This window comes from Pseudofrankia sp. EUN1h, assembly GCF_001854645.1.
In the GTDB taxonomy this organism is placed as follows: domain Bacteria; phylum Actinomycetota; class Actinomycetes; order Frankiales; family Frankiaceae; genus Pseudofrankia; species Pseudofrankia saprophytica.
The window spans coordinates 18408-37769 of the sequence record NZ_MBLN01000041.1 but is presented as its reverse complement, the minus strand read 5'-3'; the positions used below and the strand labels follow the sequence as shown (position 1 = coordinate 37769).

The 19362-nt window shown below is 71.2% G+C and carries 15 protein-coding genes and 1 pseudogene; 5 read left to right on the top strand and 11 right to left on the bottom strand.

All coding sequences use genetic code 11. The features are described from left to right. Nucleotides 1-81 precede the first annotated feature (81 nt). Complete coding sequence (locus BCD49_RS08815) at nucleotides 82-1095, top strand: phosphotransferase family protein (RefSeq protein ID WP_027141122.1); 1014 nt, start codon at nucleotides 82-84, stop codon at nucleotides 1093-1095. Between the two features lie 727 nt (nucleotides 1096-1822). Next, nucleotides 1823-3260 (top strand): annotated as a pseudogene (locus BCD49_RS46350) (helicase-related protein); the annotation flags it as partial. A 48-nt stretch (nucleotides 3261-3308) separates the two neighbouring features. On the opposite strand, the gene BCD49_RS42085 reads toward BCD49_RS46350, so the two are convergent. After that, nucleotides 3309-3995: a hypothetical protein gene (locus BCD49_RS42085; protein WP_007508379.1), complete on the bottom strand. Its 687-nt coding sequence runs from the start codon at nucleotides 3993-3995 to the stop codon at nucleotides 3309-3311. A gap of 88 nt (nucleotides 3996-4083) precedes the next feature. Between BCD49_RS42085 and BCD49_RS08805 the strand changes: the two genes are divergently transcribed. From BCD49_RS08805 to BCD49_RS08795, 3 genes are all read left to right on the top strand, one after another. Continuing rightward, complete coding sequence (locus tag BCD49_RS08805) at nucleotides 4084-6147, top strand: sensor histidine kinase (RefSeq protein WP_241832295.1); 2064 nt, start codon at nucleotides 4084-4086, stop codon at nucleotides 6145-6147. Beyond that, nucleotides 6144-6863, top strand: coding sequence for a response regulator transcription factor (locus tag BCD49_RS08800; RefSeq protein WP_007508384.1), 720 nt, complete (start codon nucleotides 6144-6146; stop codon nucleotides 6861-6863). The genes BCD49_RS08805 and BCD49_RS08800 overlap by 4 nt, the downstream gene beginning before the upstream one ends. 85 nt (nucleotides 6864-6948) lie before the next feature. Further along, nucleotides 6949-8184, top strand: coding sequence for an MFS transporter (locus tag BCD49_RS08795; RefSeq protein ID WP_083401360.1), 1236 nt, complete (start codon nucleotides 6949-6951; stop codon nucleotides 8182-8184). A gap of 206 nt (nucleotides 8185-8390) precedes the next feature. Here the strand turns inward: BCD49_RS08795 and BCD49_RS08790 are convergent, their stop codons facing one another. The 10 genes from BCD49_RS08790 to BCD49_RS08745 all read right to left on the bottom strand — a co-directional run bounded on the left by BCD49_RS08790 (nucleotide 8391) and on the right by BCD49_RS08745 (nucleotide 19354). Next, nucleotides 8391-9182: an SDR family NAD(P)-dependent oxidoreductase gene (locus tag BCD49_RS08790; RefSeq protein ID WP_007508387.1), complete on the bottom strand. Its 792-nt coding sequence runs from the start codon at nucleotides 9180-9182 to the stop codon at nucleotides 8391-8393. An 85-nt stretch (nucleotides 9183-9267) separates the two neighbouring features. Continuing rightward, nucleotides 9268-10101, bottom strand: coding sequence for a TauD/TfdA dioxygenase family protein (locus tag BCD49_RS08785; RefSeq protein ID WP_071041376.1), 834 nt, complete (start codon nucleotides 10099-10101; stop codon nucleotides 9268-9270). Between the two features lie 45 nt (nucleotides 10102-10146). After that, on the bottom strand, nucleotides 10147-10752 hold the full coding sequence (locus BCD49_RS08780; RefSeq protein WP_007508391.1) for a carboxymuconolactone decarboxylase family protein: 606 nt from the start codon (nucleotides 10750-10752) through the stop codon (nucleotides 10147-10149). A gap of 287 nt (nucleotides 10753-11039) precedes the next feature. Continuing rightward, complete coding sequence (locus BCD49_RS08775) at nucleotides 11040-11366, bottom strand: hypothetical protein (RefSeq protein ID WP_083401359.1); 327 nt, start codon at nucleotides 11364-11366, stop codon at nucleotides 11040-11042. A 39-nt stretch (nucleotides 11367-11405) separates the two neighbouring features. Further along, a complete protein-coding gene (locus tag BCD49_RS08770; RefSeq protein ID WP_007508395.1) occupies nucleotides 11406-12689 on the bottom strand; it encodes an aromatic ring-hydroxylating oxygenase subunit alpha in 1284 nt (427 codons plus the stop codon). A 608-nt stretch (nucleotides 12690-13297) separates the two neighbouring features. Further along, nucleotides 13298-13768 carry a (2Fe-2S)-binding protein gene (locus BCD49_RS08765; protein ID WP_071041374.1) on the bottom strand — a complete coding sequence of 157 codons (471 nt, stop codon included), beginning with the start codon at nucleotides 13766-13768 and terminating at the stop codon, nucleotides 13298-13300. Continuing rightward, complete coding sequence (locus BCD49_RS08760; RefSeq protein ID WP_071041373.1) at nucleotides 13761-14684, bottom strand: FAD binding domain-containing protein; 924 nt, start codon at nucleotides 14682-14684, stop codon at nucleotides 13761-13763. Before BCD49_RS08760 ends, BCD49_RS08765 begins: the two co-directional genes overlap by 8 nt. Further along, nucleotides 14684-15895, bottom strand: coding sequence for a cytochrome P450 (locus BCD49_RS08755; RefSeq protein WP_071041372.1), 1212 nt, complete (start codon nucleotides 15893-15895; stop codon nucleotides 14684-14686). Before BCD49_RS08755 ends, BCD49_RS08760 begins: the two co-directional genes overlap by 1 nt. 196 nt (nucleotides 15896-16091) lie before the next feature. Then, nucleotides 16092-17045, bottom strand: a complete 954-nt coding sequence (locus BCD49_RS08750) for an SRPBCC family protein (RefSeq protein ID WP_071041371.1) — start codon at nucleotides 17043-17045, stop codon at nucleotides 16092-16094. After that, nucleotides 17045-19354: a xanthine dehydrogenase family protein molybdopterin-binding subunit gene (locus tag BCD49_RS08745; RefSeq protein WP_071041370.1), complete on the bottom strand. Its 2310-nt coding sequence runs from the start codon at nucleotides 19352-19354 to the stop codon at nucleotides 17045-17047. Before BCD49_RS08745 ends, BCD49_RS08750 begins: the two co-directional genes overlap by 1 nt. Between the last annotated feature and the right edge of the window lie 8 nt (nucleotides 19355-19362).

Below are 19362 nucleotides of genomic sequence, written 5' to 3'. Positions count from 1 at the left end.
AGTTCCGATCCGCCGACATCGAGCTCGACTGGTTCCACGGCCGAGAATGTCCCAGCGACTGCCGCAGCCGTCGACGAGACGATGCCGGTCGCGCCACGCGCGGCCACGAACGAGCCGGACGAGCTGTATCGGCTGGCGTTGGCCTGCACCGACCGGAGCGCCGGCTTCTACAACCACAACGTCCGCATCGAGACACCGACCGGGCGCGTCGTGGTGCGCATCCCGATCCCGGGGGCCGACACCATGGACCTCACGATCTGGCCAGAGGCCGCGGTCGTGAGCGCCCTCCACCCGGCCATCCCTCGGGCGCCACGACTTCTCCACGCCAGCATCGACCCCGCCTACCAGATCGTCGAATGGGTCGATGGCGACGTCCTCGACGTGATCGCACCCCGTGGCAAGCGCGTGCCCGAACATGTCATCCCCGACGTCGGCGCCCTGTTCGCCCAGCTCGGCCAGGTCCCGCTCGACCAGCTCCCACCGCTCCCCGCCGGCTGGCCCACCGACGGCGACACCACCGCGTTCGCCCAGCGCCTCTCCACCATCACCGCAAACGTGCACGCCGCCTTCTCCGACGAGTTCGGCGACCTCTTCAAAGCTCTCCGCTTCCCGGCCGACCCCCTCGAACCCATCCTCGACCGCTGGAAAACCCTCTCCCCCAGGCCGTTCCGCCTGCTCCATACCGACATCCACCGCAAGAACCTGATCGTGAAGGGTGGGGCGACGTACTTCCTCGACTGGGAGCTGGCTCTCTGGGGCGACCCGGTCTACGACCTGGCCGTCCACCTCCACAAGATGGCCTACCAGCCTGACGAGGAAGAGCTCGCCAGAGCGGCCTGGCGAAACGCCCTCCCCCCGGAGGCAGCCGTCGAGTGGACCCGAGACCTCGCCACCTACCTCGCCCACGAACGCGTGAAGTCCGCCATCGTCGACACCGTCCGCTACACCAAACTCATCGCCGCCGGCTCGGAGACACCCGCCGCCGAGGCCGCCCTGCTGGACAAACTCACCGCTAAGCTGCACGCCGCTCACGCCGTTTGGCGCACTGGACATGCCCCTAACCGTGGCGATATCGAACACCGGGTCCGCGGCTGATACACCTGCTCTACGCGCCCGGAGGTACGGTCAGAAACTTCGGAAGCTCGACGACTGGTCCTTGGACGCCGCGGGTTTCCGAGTACCCGGACGCCGAGGCTACCCTTCTCGACTAGCTCGCGGGCAAGCTGCGGGCGACCCACCCGGTCTGGGGAACAAAACGGTCCGTTGACCGCTCGTGGTCGAGGCGCACCTGCGCCACAATCCCGCAGAGCCCTTGACCACGCTATGTCCGAAGACTGCCGGGCATAAGCCACGGTGCTGACGAAGTGCCARCACAAGCTCACCGCATGGCCCTTTACCCGCTGCGCTCGTCGGCGTCAGCCTAGTTGGGAATTTTGTCGGCCAGGTGGACATCATCGCCGGGAATGTTCCGTTGAGTAGGGCAGGAGCCACGGTGTCGCGCAGAGCAGTGGTGACTCGAACAATTTCCCGGTGTGTAGCGATCTATTCGTCGAAAGCGGCGAAAGCGGCAACGATCTCACGTTGGGTTCGCAGTGGTGGAATAACAACAGGAAGCGTCTTCATAGCGTCGACAGCGAGAATGTCGATCACCTTACCCGTCACGACGTCAGCGACCCATCGCTGGACTTCCGGATGCCGCAGACAATAGTTTAGGCAGCCGACTGGGCCCGCGGTCAAGGGCGTCACCGCCGGTCTGTCCGCGCAGGACGCGGGGGCGGCCGTGGTCGACAGCGCCCACCCCATGATCTATTCGCTGGCTCCGCCACCCGCGTCGCCGCCGGGCGAGATCGAGCTGGACTACGTCGGGTCGGTCGCGAACGCGGCGAAGGTGCTCGCCTTGCTGCACCAGGGCGAGAAGCGGCTGGTCTTCTGCGATTCGAAGAAGACCGTCGAGGAGCTCGGCCAGGCGCTGCGCTCCCTCGGCGTGACGACGTTCCTCTCGCATGCGTCGTTGTCGGTCGACGAGCGGCGCCGGTCCGAGGATGCCTTCGCCCAGGCGCGCGACTGCGTCATCGTCTCGACGAGCACGCTGGAACTCGGCATCGACGTCGGCGACCTCGACCGTGTCGTCCAGATCAACGCCCCGGCGACCGTCGCCTCGTTCCTGCAGCGTCCCGGCCGCACCGGGCGGCGCGCCGACACCGTCCGCAACTGCCTGTTCCTCGCGCTGTCCGAGCCCGCGCTCATGCAGGCCGCCGGCCTGCTGCTGCTCTGGGGCCGCGGCTGGGTCGAGCCGGTTCCCCCCCCCCCCCCCCCCCCCCCCCCCCCCCCCCCCCCCCCCCCCCCCCCCCCCCCCCCCCCCCCCCCCCGCCGGAGCCGCGCCACATCGTCGCCCAGCAGGTGCTCGCCTACTGCCTGCAGGAGAACCGCGTCGGCGACCGGCTCTGGGCCGAGGAATGGAACGGCCTCGCCCCGTTCGACCGATCCGCCGAGCCGATCGTGCGCCACCTCGTCCGGATGGGCTACCTCGACTCCGACGGCGGCATGCTCTTCGTCGGCCCGGAAGCCGAGCGGAAGTTCGGCCATCGGCACTTCTCCGAGCTGACCGCCGACCCGGTCCTGCTCACCGACCCGGTCGAGGGCCCGCGCCTGCTGCTGCTCGCCGGCCGCAGCTGGCGCGTCACCCACATCGACTGGAAACGCCGCCGCTGCTTCGTCGAACCCGCCGACAGCGGCGGCCGCGCCCGCTGGCTCACGTCCACCGTCGGCGCCTGCTCGTTTCCGCTGACCAGGGCGATGCGCGAGGTACTACTCGGCGCTGACCCCCCGGTCTCACTGACCCGTCGCGCGACCGAGCACCTCGCGGCAGTCCGTGAGACCCATCTCGACGTCGTCCACCCCGCCGGAACAATGATCGTCCGCACTGAGGACCTTACCGACGTCCGCTGGTGGACCTGGGCCGGCGAACGCGCCAACCGCACCCCGCCGCCACCCTCAGCGACCTCGCGGACCCCAACCAGGCCCCCACCGCCGCCTACCTGCGGCTACGCACGGACCTCACCCCCGACATGTGGCGAGCGGCCACCACCGACGCTGCCGCCCGTCTCTGCCTCCCCCTCGTCACCGAGGAGGCGCTGGCTGGCCTGAAGTTCAGCACCGCCCTCCCGCCCCGTCTGGCCGAAGCCACCCTTGCCAGCCGCATGTCGGACCTCCCCGCCGCCACCACGGTCCTGTCCGAACCCGTCCGCTTCACCCTCCTGCCCGCCTGGCCCCGCGGCACAGACAGCGACCGTCGATGCGAGTCCAGCTCAGGCGTGGGGGCGCCGGGCCAGGCGGAGGCCCAGGGTGCCGTACGTCGCGACCAGCCAACCAGCGCTGGCAAACGTGTACGGAACGATGCCGGCGATGTTCTTGATCGGGATCATGACGATCAGCCAGAGGCTCGCGACGAGCAGATGCCAACGCAGGGAGCCGGTCCACCGGTCCGCCTTCGCGACCGCGGCGCCAACGAAGATCATGCCGAGCATCGACAGTGGCCAGCACACGTCCACGACCTGGAGCCAGGTCGGCTCGTTGGCCGGGTGGCGGTATGTGAACGCTCCCAGGGTCCACACGATCGCGGGCACGAGCAGCACCAGCTCGACGACCGGGAACGCGCGGCCCCGGCGGGTGCCGGTCGCGCCGGTCGACAGCAGCACCAGCATCAGGCTCACCAGGCCGAGCTGGAACATCAGGCCGCCGAGGTTCTCCCAGGTGTTGATGGTCTTGTCCATCTGGTCACCGGCGATCACGGTGCCCACCGCCCACGCGACGGCCCCGGCGGCCAGCGCGATCCCGGCGGGTCTGGTGCGCCCGGTGGGCGGCGGGAGGGGCGAGGACGGCGCGGACGGCGCGGACGGCGCCGGCGCCGGCGCCGGCTGGAGGTGGCTTGGTTCGAGGTGAATGCTCATGGGGTCGACGGTCGCGGCCCGCCGTCCCGGGATGCCAGGGAGCACCGTCCAGATCGGTCCCGCCCGCTGTCCCGGCCGGGTGCGGGACACCGGTCCCGGGACAGCGGGACGGCGCGGTTGGCACGCTGTGCGGGTGCCACACACTCACGACCGCCGGCTGGCCGCCGCGGTGTTCGCCCTGTCCGCCGTGTGCGCGCTCGCGACCGTCGGCGGCTTCTGGTGTGAGGCGCTGGAACCCGACGCGCACCGCCCCGGTCCGCTCGCGTTCGCCGCGTGGGGCGCGACGCTGCCGGGGCTCGCGCTCGCCATCGCCGCCGCGTTACTCGCCGCGCGACTGCCCCGCCACCCGATGACCTGGATCCTCGCCGTCGGCGGGCTGGTCGCCTGCGTCGACGGGTTCACCGCCGCGTACGCGGGGCTCTCCGTCCTGCGGCACTCCGGCGGACTGCCGTTCACCGCGCCCGCGGTGTACGTCGGCGCCCGGTTCGGGCCGATGACGAACCTGGTCGTGCCGCTGATCCTGCTGTTCTTCCCCGACGGCCGGCTACCGTCGAAGCGATGGCGCCTGCCAGCCGCGCTGTCCATGGTCAGCACCTGCCTCACCGTGCTGGTGCTCCTCACCGTGCCATGGGAGGTCATGTCTGGCGGCGAGCCGCGTGCTCCGGGCCTCGCCGGCATCGACCTCGACCCGACCACACCCGCGCTGCCTGCGCGCTACTGGGATTTCGCCCAGCCGGTGGTCGGCGGGTGCCTCGGGCTCAGCCTGCTGGTCCCGCTCGCGGCGTTCGGCTGGCGGTTCCGCCACTGCGATCCGCAGCGGCGTGCGCAACTGCGCTGGCTGCTGCTCGGCGGCGGGCTCAGTCTCCTCCTGCTGCTCGTCGCGCTCGTGACCGAGGGCTGGGTCAACGACGGCGTCTTCGCGTTGTCGGTGATGGTCGTCGCGGCGGCCGTCACCGTCGCGATCACCCGCTCCCGCCTGTACGACGTCGACGCCGTACTCGGCTGGACCCTGCTGTACGGCGCGGTCGCGGCGACGGTCATCGCGCTGGACGTCGCGGTCTTCGTAGGCGCTCGCGCGTTCGTCGACCAGCCGGTGGCATCGGCCGCCGCGGCCGGCGTGGTCGCGGTTCTCTACGGCCCGATGCGCCTGYGGATCCAGCGCCTCGTCACCCGGCTACTGCGCGGGCGTGGTGACCCGTACGACGTGGTGTCGGCGCTCGCGCGGCGCCTCGAGGAGACCAGCGGCCCCGACGAGCAGCTGCTCGCCGTGGCGCGGGCGGTGTCGATGGCGTTCCGCTCCCCGTACGTGCGAGTCGAGCTGGACCGCGCCGACGGGCACACCGTCGTCGCCGAGCACGGCGACGCGCGTTCCGACGTCATCGTGCTGCCCTTCACGTACCGCGGGGCGTCGATCGGCCGGCTCGCGCTGGTCGTCCGGCGCGCGACCAGGCTGTCAGAAAACGATCAGCGGCTGCTCGCCGACATGGTGCGGCAGGCGGCGGCCGCCGCGCGGGCGACGGCGCTCACCGAGGAGCTGCAGCGCAGCCGGGAACACCTCGTCACCGGGGTGGCCGAAGAGCGCCGCAGGCTGCGCCGCGACCTGCATGACGGGCTCGGCCCGGCGCTGGCCGGCGCGTCGCTGAAGATCCAGGCCGCCCGCAACATCGGCACCCACGACATCGGCACCCACGACCCCGCCAGGGCCGACGCCATCCTCGGCCAGGTCAGCGACGAGCTCGACGCGGTGCTCGCCGACGTGCGCCGGCTCGTGCACGGCCTACGGCCGCCGGCGCTCGACCAGCTGGGCCTCGAAGGCGCGGTGCGCCAGCAGGCCGCCCGGTTCGCCGGCGCGTTCGCCGTCACCGTCACGGTGGACGGCGACCTGTCGGAACTACCCGCCGCCGTCGAGGTCTCGGCCTACCGGATCGTGGGCGAGGCCCTCGCCAACGTGGCCCGGCACGCGCGGGCCCACCGATGCGCGATCCACCTGTCGGCGCTGCGGCCAGGCCTGACCGTAGAGATCACTGACGACGGCCGGGGCGTCGGGGCCGATGGTCTGGTCGGCGTCGGGCTCGTCGCGATGCGCGAACGCGCCGAGGAGCTGGGCGGCAGCTGCACGGTCGCCGACGGCGTTGACGGCGGGACGCTGGTCCGCGCGGTACTGCCCTGCGCCGCCGATGATGTGATGGCGGCATGAGTACCCAGCCGAAGCCCGAGCCCGGGGCCGGGGCCGGGGCCGGGGGCGAGGATGGGGGCGGAGGCGCCGCGGTGCGAGTGCTTCTCGCCGACGATCACCCCGTCTACCGCGACGGCCTGCGCATGCTGCTCGACTCCACAGGCAAGGTCGACGTGGTCGCCGTGGCGGCCGACGGCAAGGAGGCGGTCGCGCTCGCCCACGAACTGCGACCCGACGTGGTCGTCATGGACCTGCAGATGCCCGAGCTGGACGGCATCGAGGCCACCCGCCAGATTCTCACCGCGCTGCCGGGAACCGGCGTGCTCGCCCTGACGATGCACGACGGCGACGAGAGCGTCTTCGCGGCGATGTTGGCCGGCGCCCGTGGATACCTTCTCAAGGGCGCCAACCAGCACGAGATCCTCCGTGCCATCGCCGCGGTCGCGAGCGGGGAGGTCATCTTCGGGCCGGCGCTGGCGGCCCGGGTCACCGCCTACTTCACCACGCTGGCCACCGCGGCCCAGGCAGCATCGGAGCCTTTCGGGCAGCTGACAGCCCGGGAGCGGGAAGTACTGCGACTGGTCGCGGCCGGGCTGTCCAACGGGCAGATCGCCGAGCGGCTGTTCCTGTCGCCGAAGACGGTGCGCAACAACGTGTCCAACGTGTTCAGCAAGCTGCAGGTCGCCGACCGGGCACAGGCGATCGTCCGCGCCCGGGAAGCCGGTCTGGCCCGGTAGTACGCGGCCGTCGGCATTCCCTACGGGTGTTAGGTCGGGCGGTGGGCGGGGCCTGTGGGGTGTTTGGGCTGTTCAGATGGGTTCCATGCCTGCCGAACCCTTGTATGGACGACGTCGCCTTTCTCGCAGGGTCGCGTTCGTCGTGGGCTCGGCGACGTTGATCCTGACGTTCCTCGCGTCGGGTACGCCGATCCCGCTGTACAGCACCTATCGGCTCGAGGACGGCATCACGAACTCGGGCTTGGCGCTCACGACCGTCGTCTACTTCACGATGACGGCGCTCTCGCTCCTGCTGCTCGGTCGGCTGTCCAACCATCTCGGCCGTCTCCCGGTCGGCGTTGCCGCCCTGCTGAGCTCGATCGCCGGCGGACTGGTGCTCATGCACGCCGCGGCGCTGCCGGTGCTGGTCGTCGGCCGGGCGCTGCAGGGGATCGCCTGTGGGGTCGCGTCGAGCGCGCTTGGCTCCTACGTCATCGACACCGCGCCCGAGGCGCCTCGCTGGCTGGCGGCGCTGATCACCAGCATCGTTCCGCCGTTGGCGGTCCCCCTCGGGGCCCTGCTGTCGGGCGCGATCGTCGAATACGGGCCGGCGCCCCGGGTGCTGACCTACAGCATCGTGGTCTGCGCCCTCGCCGTGGGCGTCGCGCTGCTGCTGGCCTGTCCGGAGAGCGTCGAACGACGCGACCCCTCGGTGGCGCTGCGAACGCTGCGGCCACAGGTCCGCGTGCCAGCCGGTGCCGGAAGGCCGCTGTTCGTCGCCGGCACGGTCGCGGTCGCGACCTGGTCGCTGGGAGGCTTCTTCCAGGCGTTCGCGCCCAGCCTGACCGCGGACCGGCTCGGCACCGAGAACACCTTGGTCGTGGCATTGGTCTTCGCGTCGCTGTCGGTGCTCTCCCCGATCGGCGGGGTGTTGACGGGCCGGCTGCGGCCGGCACCTTCGGTCTGCCTCGGGCTCGGGCTGTTCGCGACCTGTGCCCTCGTCGTCGCGCTCGCCGTGCGCAGCGGGACGATCGTGCCCTTCCTGGTGGCGAGCTTCGCCGCGGGCATCGGGCAGGGCATCGCCTCCGCGGGCGGTATGCGCGGCGTGCTGGCCAGGACCGATGCGGACGACCGTGCGGGTGTCCTGGCGACCATCTTTCTGATCTCGTACTGCGGAGCGGCCGTTCCCGGCCTGATCACCAGCCGGCTTGCCGGTCACGTGAGCCTCGTGCACATCACCTTCGGCTACACGGTCCTGGTGGTCATAGCCTCCGCTCTCGCGATGCTTGCCAGCCGCACTCCGCCGACCCGCCTGGACGCTCCCGCCGTCGAGCCAGGCTGACGGTGCCCCGGGCGGCGCGCCGGGCGGCGCGCCGGACCAGTGCCATGTCCGACGATGTTCACCGTTCGGAACGATCTTTCGAAGAGTCGGTCAGACGGTGCACGTCGTCGGCGACGTGCACCGTCTGACTGATCTTGATTCCGCTGGAGCCAGCGACTGGGATCAGCGACTGGTAACAGCGACGGCGAACATCCGCTGGCGGGGCGTTAGAAGACGGCGGAGGTGGTGTTGCGGCCGCCGTTGACGCCGATGATCTGGCCGGTGACGTAGCTGGCCTCGTCGCGGCAGAGGAAGGCGCAGGCGGCGGCGATGTCCTCGGACTGGCCGCCGCGGCGCACCGGGGTGCGGGCGATGACCCCGTCTAGGCCTTCCGGACCGAGGCGGCCCTTGGCGGCGTTGCGCTCGGTCATCGGGGTGATGATGAAGCCGGGCGGGATCGTGTTCACGGTGATGCCGAACTCGCCGAGTTCCAGGGCCAGCGACTTGGTGAAGGTGATGACGCCGCCCTTGGACGCCGAGTAGTGCGTCATGAGCTGCTGGCCGCCCTGGGCGCTCGATGACGAGATCGTCACGATCCGGCCCCAGTGCGCCGCGATCATGTCGGGGACGACGGCCTGGCAGGAATGGAACGTCCCGGTCAGGTTGACGTCGATCAGGGCCTGCCACTGCTCGGCGGTGATGTCGAGGAACCGGCGGAAGCCCTCGCGGCCGGCCGACGTCACCAGGATCGTGGCGGGGCCGTACAGCGACTTGATCTCCGCGACGCCGGCGTCGATCTGCTCGCGGCTGGTGACGTCGACGGTGACCGGGTGCGCCTCACCGCCCGCGGCGGCGATCTCGTCGGCAACCGCCTTGGCGTTGCCCGGGTCCAGGTCGAAGACGCCGACCTTCGCGCCGTCGGCGGCTAGGCGCAGCGCGCAGCCGCGCCCGATGCCCGATCCGCCGCCGGTGACGATGGCGACCTTGCCGCCCAGGCTGTCGCTCGGTGCCGCGGTCATCTGCGCGTGGTTTCCCTTCAGTCGATCAGTCGATGGCGGCTGCGTCGGTGGCTGCCGCGCCGGGCTCCAGGCAAGCGCCCAGCGCCTAGGCCACGGCTTCCTCGCCGACGAGGGTGGTGCGGTGCATCAGGCGGCGGGAGGCGGCCGTGTAGGGCTGGGCACGGTGCAGGATTCCCGTGTTGTCCCAGATCACCAGGTCGCCGCGGTGCCAGTGGTGGCGCAGCGAGAAGTCGGGCTGGGTCGCCCAGTCGAGCAGCCGGTCGAGCAGGGCGCGGCTTTCGTCCTCGGCCAGGCCGACGACGTGGTCGGCGGTGGCGCCGACCAGCAGCGACTTGCGGCCGCTTCGCCGGGTCCACACCAGCGGGTGTTCCCCGGAGCGCACCTTGTCCCAGGCGGCACGCGCCTTCGGCGACGCGTCCGGGTTGGCCAGCCGCTGCGTCGCCGCGAAGCTGTGCACCACCCGTAGCTCGGCGAACCGGGCCTTGTCCTCGTCCGACAGCGCCTCGTAGGCGGCATAGAGGTTGGCGAACTCGGTGTCGCCGCCCTCGGTGGCGACCTCGAGCGCGGTCAGCAGCGTGGCCTTCTGCGGGACCAGGTCGTTCGCGCCGTCGATGTGCCAGAAGAACGTGCCCGCCCGGTAGGCCGCGAGCGTGCTCTGCGCCGGGTCGAGGGTGATCGCCGAGACCTCCGGGTGGTCCTTCTCGCCACCCATCGGGGCCACGACCACCTCGCCGARCATCCGGGAGAGCGTCACCAGGTCGGCGTCGTCGATGTGCGCCTCGCGGTAGACGACGACGCCGTGCTCGTCGAGGTACCTGCGCAGTTCGGCGGCGACCTCGGGAGTGGCGAGCTCCGGCCCGGTACGGCCCGTGATCTCGACGCCTACCTGGGGGCTGATCGGGCTGACGCTGACGGACATGGTCTCTCCCGTCCGGTCACGGCGCGGGCACGCGCCCGCACCCGGCTATGCGGTGGTCGACTCGGTCGACTGGCGGCGGGCGACGGCCGCCAGCATGTCGTCGTCGATGTCGATCTCGAAGGAACGCAGCAGGTAGGCGAGCGACTCGTACGCGCCGACCGTGAAGATCACGTCCAGGATCTGCTTGACCTCGAGCTTGTCCGCGAGGACGGCCCAGGTCCCGTCGCCGATCTTGCCGACGCCGACCAGCTCGTCGACGGCGCGCAGCAGCGCCGCGTCCAGCGGGTCCCACAGCGGGGCGTCCGGGCCGAGCGCGATCCGCTGGATCTCCTCGTCCGACAGCCCAGCGTCCCGCCCGAGGAAGGTGTGCTGCAGCCACTCGTAGCCCGCCCCGCGGTCTGCGGCGACCCGCAGCACCAGCAGCTCGCGCTGGCGCGGCGTCAGGGTGCTCGTCGACAGGATGTGGCCGTTGAAGGTGAAGAACGCCTGCGCCAGCGTCGTGTGGTACGCGTAGACCCCGAGCGTGTTCAGGGCCTTGGAACGGCCCTCGGGGGACAGCTTCGCGGGCGCGCCCGGTGGCTCGAGCGCGGCCAGCACCTGCCGCATCTCCTTGGGCCACTGCTTCAGCGGGAGCGGATCGATTCGAGCCATGTCAGGTGAGTCCCCTATATCAAGATCGCCTGCCGGTGTGGGCGACGTTCCCAGTCTTTCGCGAAGCGGGTCGCCGCGTCGACCGAAGCCGAGCTGATAGGAGCCATGGTCATCGGGGGGCAGGAGGAGGTGGAACAGAACCGGCCGGTGCCGGCGTCACCATGTCAACGGGGCTGGTCAACATGGCTTCGCCGGCACCGGCCAGGGCCGCGCCGGCCCACGAGGAGCCGGTGGCAGCGAGCCCGGATCCGTCCGCCCAAGGGATCTTCTGATCCGCCGGGGACCGGTCAGACCGCGGGGGCGAGGACGTTCGAGATGTGCGCGGCGCCCGCGTCCGGCACGCGCGGCTGGCGCCACGCCTCGACCGGGAACGAGATCGTGCACAGCGAGTAGTACAGGAGAAGCAGGTTGTAGGCGTCCTCGGGGAGGTCGTCCAGGTCGAACTTGTCGAGGTAGSYMAGCGCRTCCTGSATRCGMGGRAAGRCCRCGTCGTAGAACGTCTGCATCTCGTCCATGTTCGAGCCGTACCGCTTGGCGAACCGGTCGTCCTCGGCGGCGAGGCACCAGTCGGTGAACGGCTCCAGATCCGCGAAGTCCGCGGGCAGCTTGGCCACGGGTGGCTCCTTCTCAGTCAGCCTCGGTCAGCCGGGCGATCAGACCAGCGCCGGGGACGGCTTGGCGCCAGGGGTGGTCTTGACGTACTCGGCGCAGAAAGCGCGGGCGGTCTGGTGCAGGTGACGCAGGAGGACCTCCTGGTCGTTCAGCGGGAACTCGCTGACCGCCCGGGACTCGAGCATGCTCTGCGTCGCCTCGAGGGTGTTGGCGTCCTGCAGGCCGTACTCCTTGAACGTCGCCGCCGCCAGCTCCTGGCGCAGCCGGTCCGTCGCGTTCTTCGGCGGGGCGAAGTACAGCGCCGCCTCGAAGGTGTGACGGTTCACCGCGGTCGGCCAGTAGTGGTACGTGAGGTACCAGCCCGGCTCCCAGACGAGGATCATGAAGTTCGGGAAGAACACGAACGAGTCGACGCCCCAGGCCTTGTGCCGGGCGGGGTTGAGCGCCGGCGGCAGCTCGATGTCGAACGGCTTGTCCCACGGGCCGAACAGGCCGGTGCGCAGCTCCCGCTCGATCGGCTTGACCATCTTCGGGTCCTTCGGCGGGGACATGCCGCCCCAGCTGGAGACCATCGAGTGCGGGCCCTCGATCTGGTAGGACAGGGCCTCGTAGCCGTACTGCTGCAGCTTGCGGGACTCCTCCGCGGTCGCCTGGCGGTTGTGCAGCACCGGCGCGTGGTAGAACTCCGCGAACGCGTCGATGAACAGCTTCCAGTTGGCGCCGATGTCGGACTTGTACTTGTAGACCGACGTCATCTCGCCCCAGGGGTAGCCCTCGAGGCCGGCCGCGAGCGGGCCGAGGTACTCGACGAGGGACTGGGTGCCGTCCTTGTCGAAGTTGATGAAGATGAAGCCCTGCCAGACCTCGCAGCGCACATCCGCGAGGCTGTACTTCGCCTTGTCGAGGTCGAAGAACTCGGACTCCTGCTGCACGAAGGTGCAGGCGCCGCCGAGGTCGTACCGCCAGGCGTGGTACTTGCAGATGAACTGCCGCGCCGTGCCGGACGTCTCCTCACGCGGAAAGTCCTGCCAGACCAGCTTGTTGCCGCGGTGGCGACAGACGTTGTGAAACGCCTGGATGCCTTCCGCGTTCCGCACAATGATCACSGASGAGCGAGCGGCGTCGATCTCTTTGGTGAAGTAGCTGCCTACCTTCGGAAGCTGCTCGACCCGGCCGACGTTGAGCCACGTCTTGCCGAAGATCGCCTTGCGCTCGAGCTCATAGTGCTCGGGCGAGATCGAGTCCTCGTACGAGGCATCCGCCGTGCTCAGGTCGGGATAGTGCTGGGTCCAGCTGCCCTCAGCTGGCTTCGGGAAGTGAGCCATGTTCGCGCGGTTCCTTTCCGTACCCCGGACTGGAGGCCATGGTAGCAGTCCTCTCTGGTGTTGAGAAGGACGTTCTCATCCGGTGAGTGTAGACCCCCGCGGGATGCGCCAATGCCCTCACGCCGCCGGCGGCGCGGCGACGAGCATTCCGACGCTTCCTGGCCATGGCCACCATGTACCGGCGGCTACGCCGCTGGCCGGCCACGCCGCTGGCCGGCCACGCCGCTGGCCGGCCACGCCGCTGGCCGGCCACGTCAACGGGTCAGCACGCCACCGCGCCTGCGACCGCGCCACTGGCCGGCGTGTCACGGCGCCGGTCACGGAGAGCGCCAGTCCCCGCACGGCTGAGCGGGCCATAGCGGCCCGCGATGGACCGGATCCACGCCCAGGTTGGCCGCGCGTCGCGGTCCTCGCGGGTGGCTGGCGCCGCGCCGCTCCGACTGTGTCGGATGGGCAGGTCTATAGGCACGCTGAACTGACGCACTCCGAACCATCGGGTGCGAACTGTGTCAGCTCAGCCTGCCTATGGACCCGCCCATCCACCACGATCTGGACATGGATGGCGGTCCCGGCGCGGCGGTGCCCCTCGGTGGGGCCGCCGAGCGCCGTCAGGCCCTCTCGGCGGCCTGGTGGACCGCCGMGAGGATGCCCTGGTAGCCGGTGCAGCGGCAGAAGTTGCCGGACAGGCCCTCGCGGATCTCCTCGTCGGTCGGCTTCGGGTTGTCGCGCAGGAGCGCCGTGATCGACATGACGAAGCCGGGGGTGCAGAAGCCGCACTGCAGGCCGTGGCAGTCGCGCATCGCTGCCTGGACCGAGGACAGGGTGCCATCGGGAGCGGCGATGCCCTCGACGGTCGTGACGTCGAGACCGTCGGCCTGGACGGCGAACATCAGGCAGGAGCGGACGGCCGCGCCCTCGACCAGCAGAGTGCAGGCACCGCAGGCGCCGTGTTCGCAGCCGAGATGCGTGCCCGTAAGGCCGCAGCGTTCCCGCAGGAAGTCAGCCAACGTCATCCGCGGCTCGGCGGTCCTCTCGATCGTCTCGCCGTTCACCGTCAGTCGGACCGGCAACTCAGCCATCGATCGCTCCCGTACTCGCCGCCGTGACGCCAGCCCGGTCGGAGCCAGCCGCTTCCGCCCTCGCCGTCGCCCAGGCCCGCGCGACCAGCTCGGCGCCGACCCGGACGCGGTAGTCCGCCGAGCCCTGCAGGTCGGCGGGGATGTCCTCCAGGCCGCTCATGGCCAGCCGGCCGAGCTCGGCCGCGTCCAGCTCGCCGACCCGCTGGCCGACGGCGGCCGCCTCCGCCACCGGCGCGCGCAGCGGCGTCGAGCCAAGGCCCAGCATCCCGATCGCGGCGCGCGCGACCCGGTCGTCGCCGTCCAGCTCGAGGCCGACGACCACGCCGGCGATCGCGAAGTCGCCGGCCCGGCGGGCGAACTCCTCGACCGCGAAGCCGCACCGGCCCGTCCACACCGGGAAGCGCACTCCGACGAGCAGCTCGTCCGGCTCCAGCGCCGTGCTCCACAGGCCGGTGAAGAACTCGGCCGCGGGGATGACCCGCCGGCCGGCGGAGGCCGAGAAGGCCTCCAGCTCGGCGTCGAGCGCGAGCGCGACGGCTGGGTACTCGGCCGCCGGGTCTGCGTGCGCGATCGAGCCGCCGAGGGTGCCGCGGTTGCGGATCTGGAAGTGCCCGATCAGGGGCGTCGCCCGGGCGAGCAGCGGCACCGCGCGGGCAACGCCCGGATCAGCCCCGACGGCGGCCTCGGTCGTGCCGGCGCCCACGTACAGGCTCGGGCCGTCGACCGYGATGCCGCGCAGCTCGGCCAGCCGGGACACGTCGATCAGGTGGTCGAAGTAGGCCAGGCGCAGCGACAGCATCGGCACCAGGCTCTGGCCGCCGGCGAGGATCTTGGCCTCGTCGCCCAGCTCGGCGAGCAGCGCGGCCGCCTCGTCGACGCTGCTGGGACGGTGGTATTCGAACCGCGCGGGCTTCATCAGCCGACCACGACCGGCAGGGACTCCCAGCCGCGCACGGTCGAGGTCGACGCGATCTTCGCCGCCTCCCAGTCGACGTCCCAGCTGGGGAAACGCTTCAGGATCTCCTCCAGCGCGACCCGGCCCTCCAGGCGGGCGAGCGCGGCGCCGAGGCAGTAGTGACCGCCGAGACCGAAGGTCAGCTGCTGGCCGATGCGGCGGCGGACGTCGAAGGCGTTCGGGTCGGGGTAACGGGCCGGGTCGCGGTTCGCGCTCGCGATGATGAACATCATCGCCGAGCCCGCGGGGACCGTCTGGCCGTGGAACTCGACGTCCCTGGTGACGTAGCGGCCGATGGCGTGGCCGGGTGGCTCGAACCGCAGCAGCTCCTCGATCGCGCCCGGGATCAGCGACGGGTCGGCCACCAGCTCGGCGCGGGCCTCGGGGAACTTCGCGRGCGTCGAGGTGGCCCAGCCGATCAGCCGGCCGGTGGTCTCGTTGCCGGCGCCGGCGACGACGGTGACGTAGGTCAGGATCTCGTCGCGGGTCAGGGTGCGGGTGACGCCGTTCTCGTCGGTGAACTCGTTGGTCAGCAGCTCGGTCATCAGGTCGTCGGACGGGTTCTCGCGGCGCCAGTCGATGTAGGGGCCGAAGATCTCGCCGGACAGGAGCGGGCCGTCGGAGAGGTCCATCTGGCCGCCGGCCTCGGTGCGCAGCGCGTCGTTGCCGGCGTCGCGGATGCCGGCCTGGTCGGCCTCGGGAATGCCGAGCAGCATCCCGATGACCCGCATCGGGAACTCCTTGGCGAAGGCCTCGACCATGTCGAACCGGCCCGCGCCGACCAGCGGGTCGAGGGTGCGGACGCAGAAGTCGCGGACCTTCGGCTCGAGCCCGCCGATCCGCTTGGGGGTGAAGACGCGGGACAGCAGCTTGCGGTGCAGGTCGTGGGCCGGCGGATCCTCGAAGATGAGGGTGCCCGGCGGTAGCTCGATCCCGGACTTGATGATTTCCAGGATGCCGCCCTTGGCGGACGAGAACGTCTTCCAGTCGGGCAGGCCGCGCTCACAGTCGGCGAAGCTGCTGACGGCGTAGAAGTCGTACTGCTCGTTGTAGTAGAGCGGGACGTCCTCCCGCAGCCGCTGGAAGATCGGGTAAGGGTCGTCGGCGTAGGCGCGGTTGTACGGGTCCCAGGCGATGTCGGTGGCGGTGGCGGTGGCGGTGTCGGTGCTCACGGTCGTCGTCCTCCGGAGGGCCGCGCGCTCGGAAATGCCGAGCCCGGCGCGAGAAGGGGAATGCGGACGGGTGGTCCAGGACGGTTCGGCGGGGCTTCTCTGACGACAGCGTCAGAGGTTGGGCACGGTTGGCTGTTCGGCACKGTCAGACCTTGGGCTCGGTCAGGCCTTGAGCACGGTCAGGCCTTCGGCACGGTCAGGTGTTGCGCACGATCAGCCAGATGACCAGCCCGACGACGGCCGCGCCGACGAGCACCGGCAGCGCCCGCTTGGCCAGCGGCCCGGCGACGACGCCGAGCAGGCTCACCGGCTCGGCCTCGGCGGTCCGCGCCGGCGCGGGTGCGGCGGGCCGTGGCGTCGATGCGGGTACGGCGGGCGGTGGCGTGGGTGCCGGCACCGTCGCGACCGCACCGGCCGCCGCCGCCGCCGACGGCGGCGGCGGCGGCGGGGTGGCGGCGAGCCCCGCGGGTGCCGGTGCGGATGCCGACGCGACGGGCTGGGCCGAGGGCGTCGCCTCGCTGGCGGCCGGCGAGGCGAAGGAGTGGAAGGAGTGGGTGGCCCGACCAGCGGAGCCGGTGGAGCCGTCCGCCCCAGCCGGCCCCGACGCTTCGGCGGGGCCGGCCGAGATCGCGGGGCCGGCCGAGGCGGCGGGGCCTGTGGGGCTGGCTGGCTCACCGGGACTGACGTCGGCCGGTCCGGCGGTGCCGGCCGCGACCACGTCGGCCTCCAGGTTGCGGACGAACTGGGTGACCAGCTTCCCGCTGACGTCGGCCAGCACGCCGCGGCCGAACTGCGCGGCCTTGCCGGAGATGGTCAGGTCGGTGACGAGGTGGACGGCGGTGCCGTCGCCGTCGGGGGTGAGCCCCATGGTGACGACGGCACTCGCGTTGCCCTGGCCGCGAGACTCCTTGCCGTCGGCCTTGATGACGGCGCGGTGGGTCTCGGCGTCCTTCTCCCGGAAGGTGGCCTTTCCCTTGTACTGGGCGACGATCGGGCCGACCTTGACCTTGACGGCGCCGTGGAAGTCCTCGCCGTCGACCGAGAGCAGTTGAGCGCCCGGCATACAGGGTGCGATCCGCTCCGGGTCGGTCAGTAGCTCCCAGGCAGCCTCGACTGGCAGTGCGACCCGGAATTCGTTCACCAGCTCCATCAGTGCCCCGCCTCGGTGAGTAGCGCAACAATCGCGGCCGGACTCGCCGGCAGGTCTGTGATCTTCACGCCGAACGGCGACAGCGCGTCGGCGACGGCGTTGATGACGGCCGGCGGAGCGCCGATCGCCCCGCCCTCGCCGGCGCCCTTGTGGCCACCCGGGCCGGGCGCCGGCGTTTCCATGTGGCCGTACTCGATGTCCGGCACCTCGGTCGTCGTCGGCAGCAGGTAGTCGACGAACGTGCTGGCCAGCGGGTTGCCGTCGTCGTCATAGACCATGTGCTCCAGCAGCGCGCCGCCGATGCCCTGGACCGTGCCGCCGGCGATCTGCCCCTCGACGATGTTCGGATTGATCATAGGCCCGACGTCCTCGCCGACGATGTAGCGCAGCAGGGTCACCTTGCCCGTGACGACGTCGACCTCGCAGGTGCAGACGTGGGTCGCGTTGGACCACAGCATCGGAGCCTTGGCGGTGTACTCGGCGCTGGCCTCGACCCCGCCCGGCCCGGCGAGCTCCGCGATCTGCGCGTAGGTCATCGACAGCGACGTCCCGGTAACGCTCGCCTGACCGTCGCCGATCTCGATGTCCTCCGGAGCGACACCGAGATGCGCGGAGGCGAGCTCGGCGAGCTTCGCCCGCAGGACCGACGCCGTCTCGGCCACCGCGCCGGCCGTCGCCGAGCCGCTGCGGCTGCCGGCGGTGCCGGAACCGAACGGCGTCACCGACGTGTCGCCCTGGATGGTGTCGACGTTGTGGAGGCTGACGCCGAGGGCGTCGGCGGTCAGCTGGATGACGGTGGTCTCCAGGCTGTTGCCCGCCGAGYCGCCGTTGACGATGACGGTGACCTGGCCCGACGGGTCGATGCGGATGACCGCGCCCTCGCAGGCGTAGTACGGCTGGCCGGTGGCGGTCGGCTCGATGTAGGTGCAGGTGCCGACCCCCAGGTAGCGCCCGGCCGCGCGGGCAGCCGCCTGCTCGGCGCGGAACGCGTCGTAGTCGAGCATCTTCAGCGCGAGCTCGAACGTCTCCAGCGGCGACGAGTGGTCGTACGGCGGCATGCCGGCCGGGTTCGGGTAGGGCAGCTCGTCACGGCTGAGCATGTTGCGGCGGCGCAGCTCCACCGGGTCGAGGCCGAGGTCGCGGGCGGCGATGTCGAGCAGCAGCTCGCGGGCGACCGACTCGAACTGCCAGGGCCCGCGGTAGGCGTGGCGCCCGGCGGTGTTCGAGAAGACCGACGTCGTCGACCAGGTCGCGAGCGGCACCTTGTACGGGCCGGGGAAGAGCAGCCCCACGGCGGCGGCCGCGCCGACCGGCCACGGCGTCGGGTACGCGCCGACGTCCTGGGTGTGCTCGATGCCGGCGGCGAGGATCGTGCCGTCGGCGGCGAAGGCGATCCTGGCGTGGCCGTGCTCGTGGCGGGCCTGGCCGGCGGCCATCAGGTTCTCCCGCCGGTCCTCGATCCACTTGAGGGCGGCCGGGACCTTGCGGGAGGCGAGCAGGATGCACATGTCCTCGCGCATCGGCACGACCTTCTGGCCGAAACCGCCACCGGTGTCGCGCATGAGGACGCGGACGCGCTCGGGTTCGAGCCCCAGTAAGCGGGCGCCGAAGGCGCGCACCTCATGCGGAGTCTGGGTCGCCGCCCAGACTGTCAGCTCCCCGCCGTCGGCGGCCCATTCGACGACCATGCCCCGGGTCTCCATGGGGACGGGGGCGTAGGCCTGCTGGTAGAAGGTCTCGTCGGCGACATGCGCGGCCGAGGCGAAGGCGGCCTCGACGACCGACGGCGGCGGGCCAGCCAGGCCACCCGCGACGTTGTTCGGGAACTTCGGGTGAACGAGGTTGTCCGAGCTCTGGGCGACGCGATAGTCGGCCACGGCGGTCAAGGGCTCGTAGTCGACCTCGACCAGCTCGACGGCGTCCTCGGCTATGTAGCGGTTTTCCGCGACGACCAGCGCGACCGGGTCACCGACGAACCGGACCTCATCGACGGCGAGCGGCGGACGCGGGGTGTCCGGCACATTCGGGCCGTAGGAGGAGTACCACTGCTCGTGCACCTCAGAGTTCAGGTCGGCGGCCGTGAAAACGGCGCGTACTCCGGGAAGCGCGAGCGCGGCGGACACGTCGATCTCGTTGATCAGGGCACGGGCGAACGGGCTGCGCACAAAGCAGGCGTGCAGCATTCCCGGCCGTTGGATGTCGTCGACGAAGGTTCCATGCCCGGTGAGCAGCCGGCTGTCCTCGACCCGTGCCACCCGGCTGCCCGTGTAGCGGGTCGACGGTGACGGGGCCGTGGCCGTGTCGGTCATCGATCTGG

What these genes read in the sequence shown, in the direction of transcription:
- BCD49_RS08780 (WP_007508391.1), bottom strand. Translation starts at nt 10,752, where the DNA reads ATGGCTCGAATCGATCCGCTCCCGCTGAAGCAGTGGCCCAAGGAGATG.
- BCD49_RS08800 (WP_007508384.1), top strand. Translation starts at nt 6,144, where the DNA reads ATGAGTACCCAGCCGAAGCCCGAGCCCGGGGCCGGGGCCGGGGCCGGG.
- BCD49_RS08815 (WP_027141122.1), top strand. Translation starts at nt 82, where the DNA reads ATGCCGGTCGCGCCACGCGCGGCCACGAACGAGCCGGACGAGCTGTAT.
- BCD49_RS08795 (WP_083401360.1), top strand. Translation starts at nt 6,949, where the DNA reads ATGCCTGCCGAACCCTTGTATGGACGACGTCGCCTTTCTCGCAGGGTC.
- BCD49_RS08750 (WP_071041371.1), bottom strand. Translation starts at nt 17,045, where the DNA reads ATGGAGCTGGTGAACGAATTCCGGGTCGCACTGCCAGTCGAGGCTGCC.
- BCD49_RS08790 (WP_007508387.1), bottom strand. Translation starts at nt 9,182, where the DNA reads ATGACCGCGGCACCGAGCGACAGCCTGGGCGGCAAGGTCGCCATCGTC.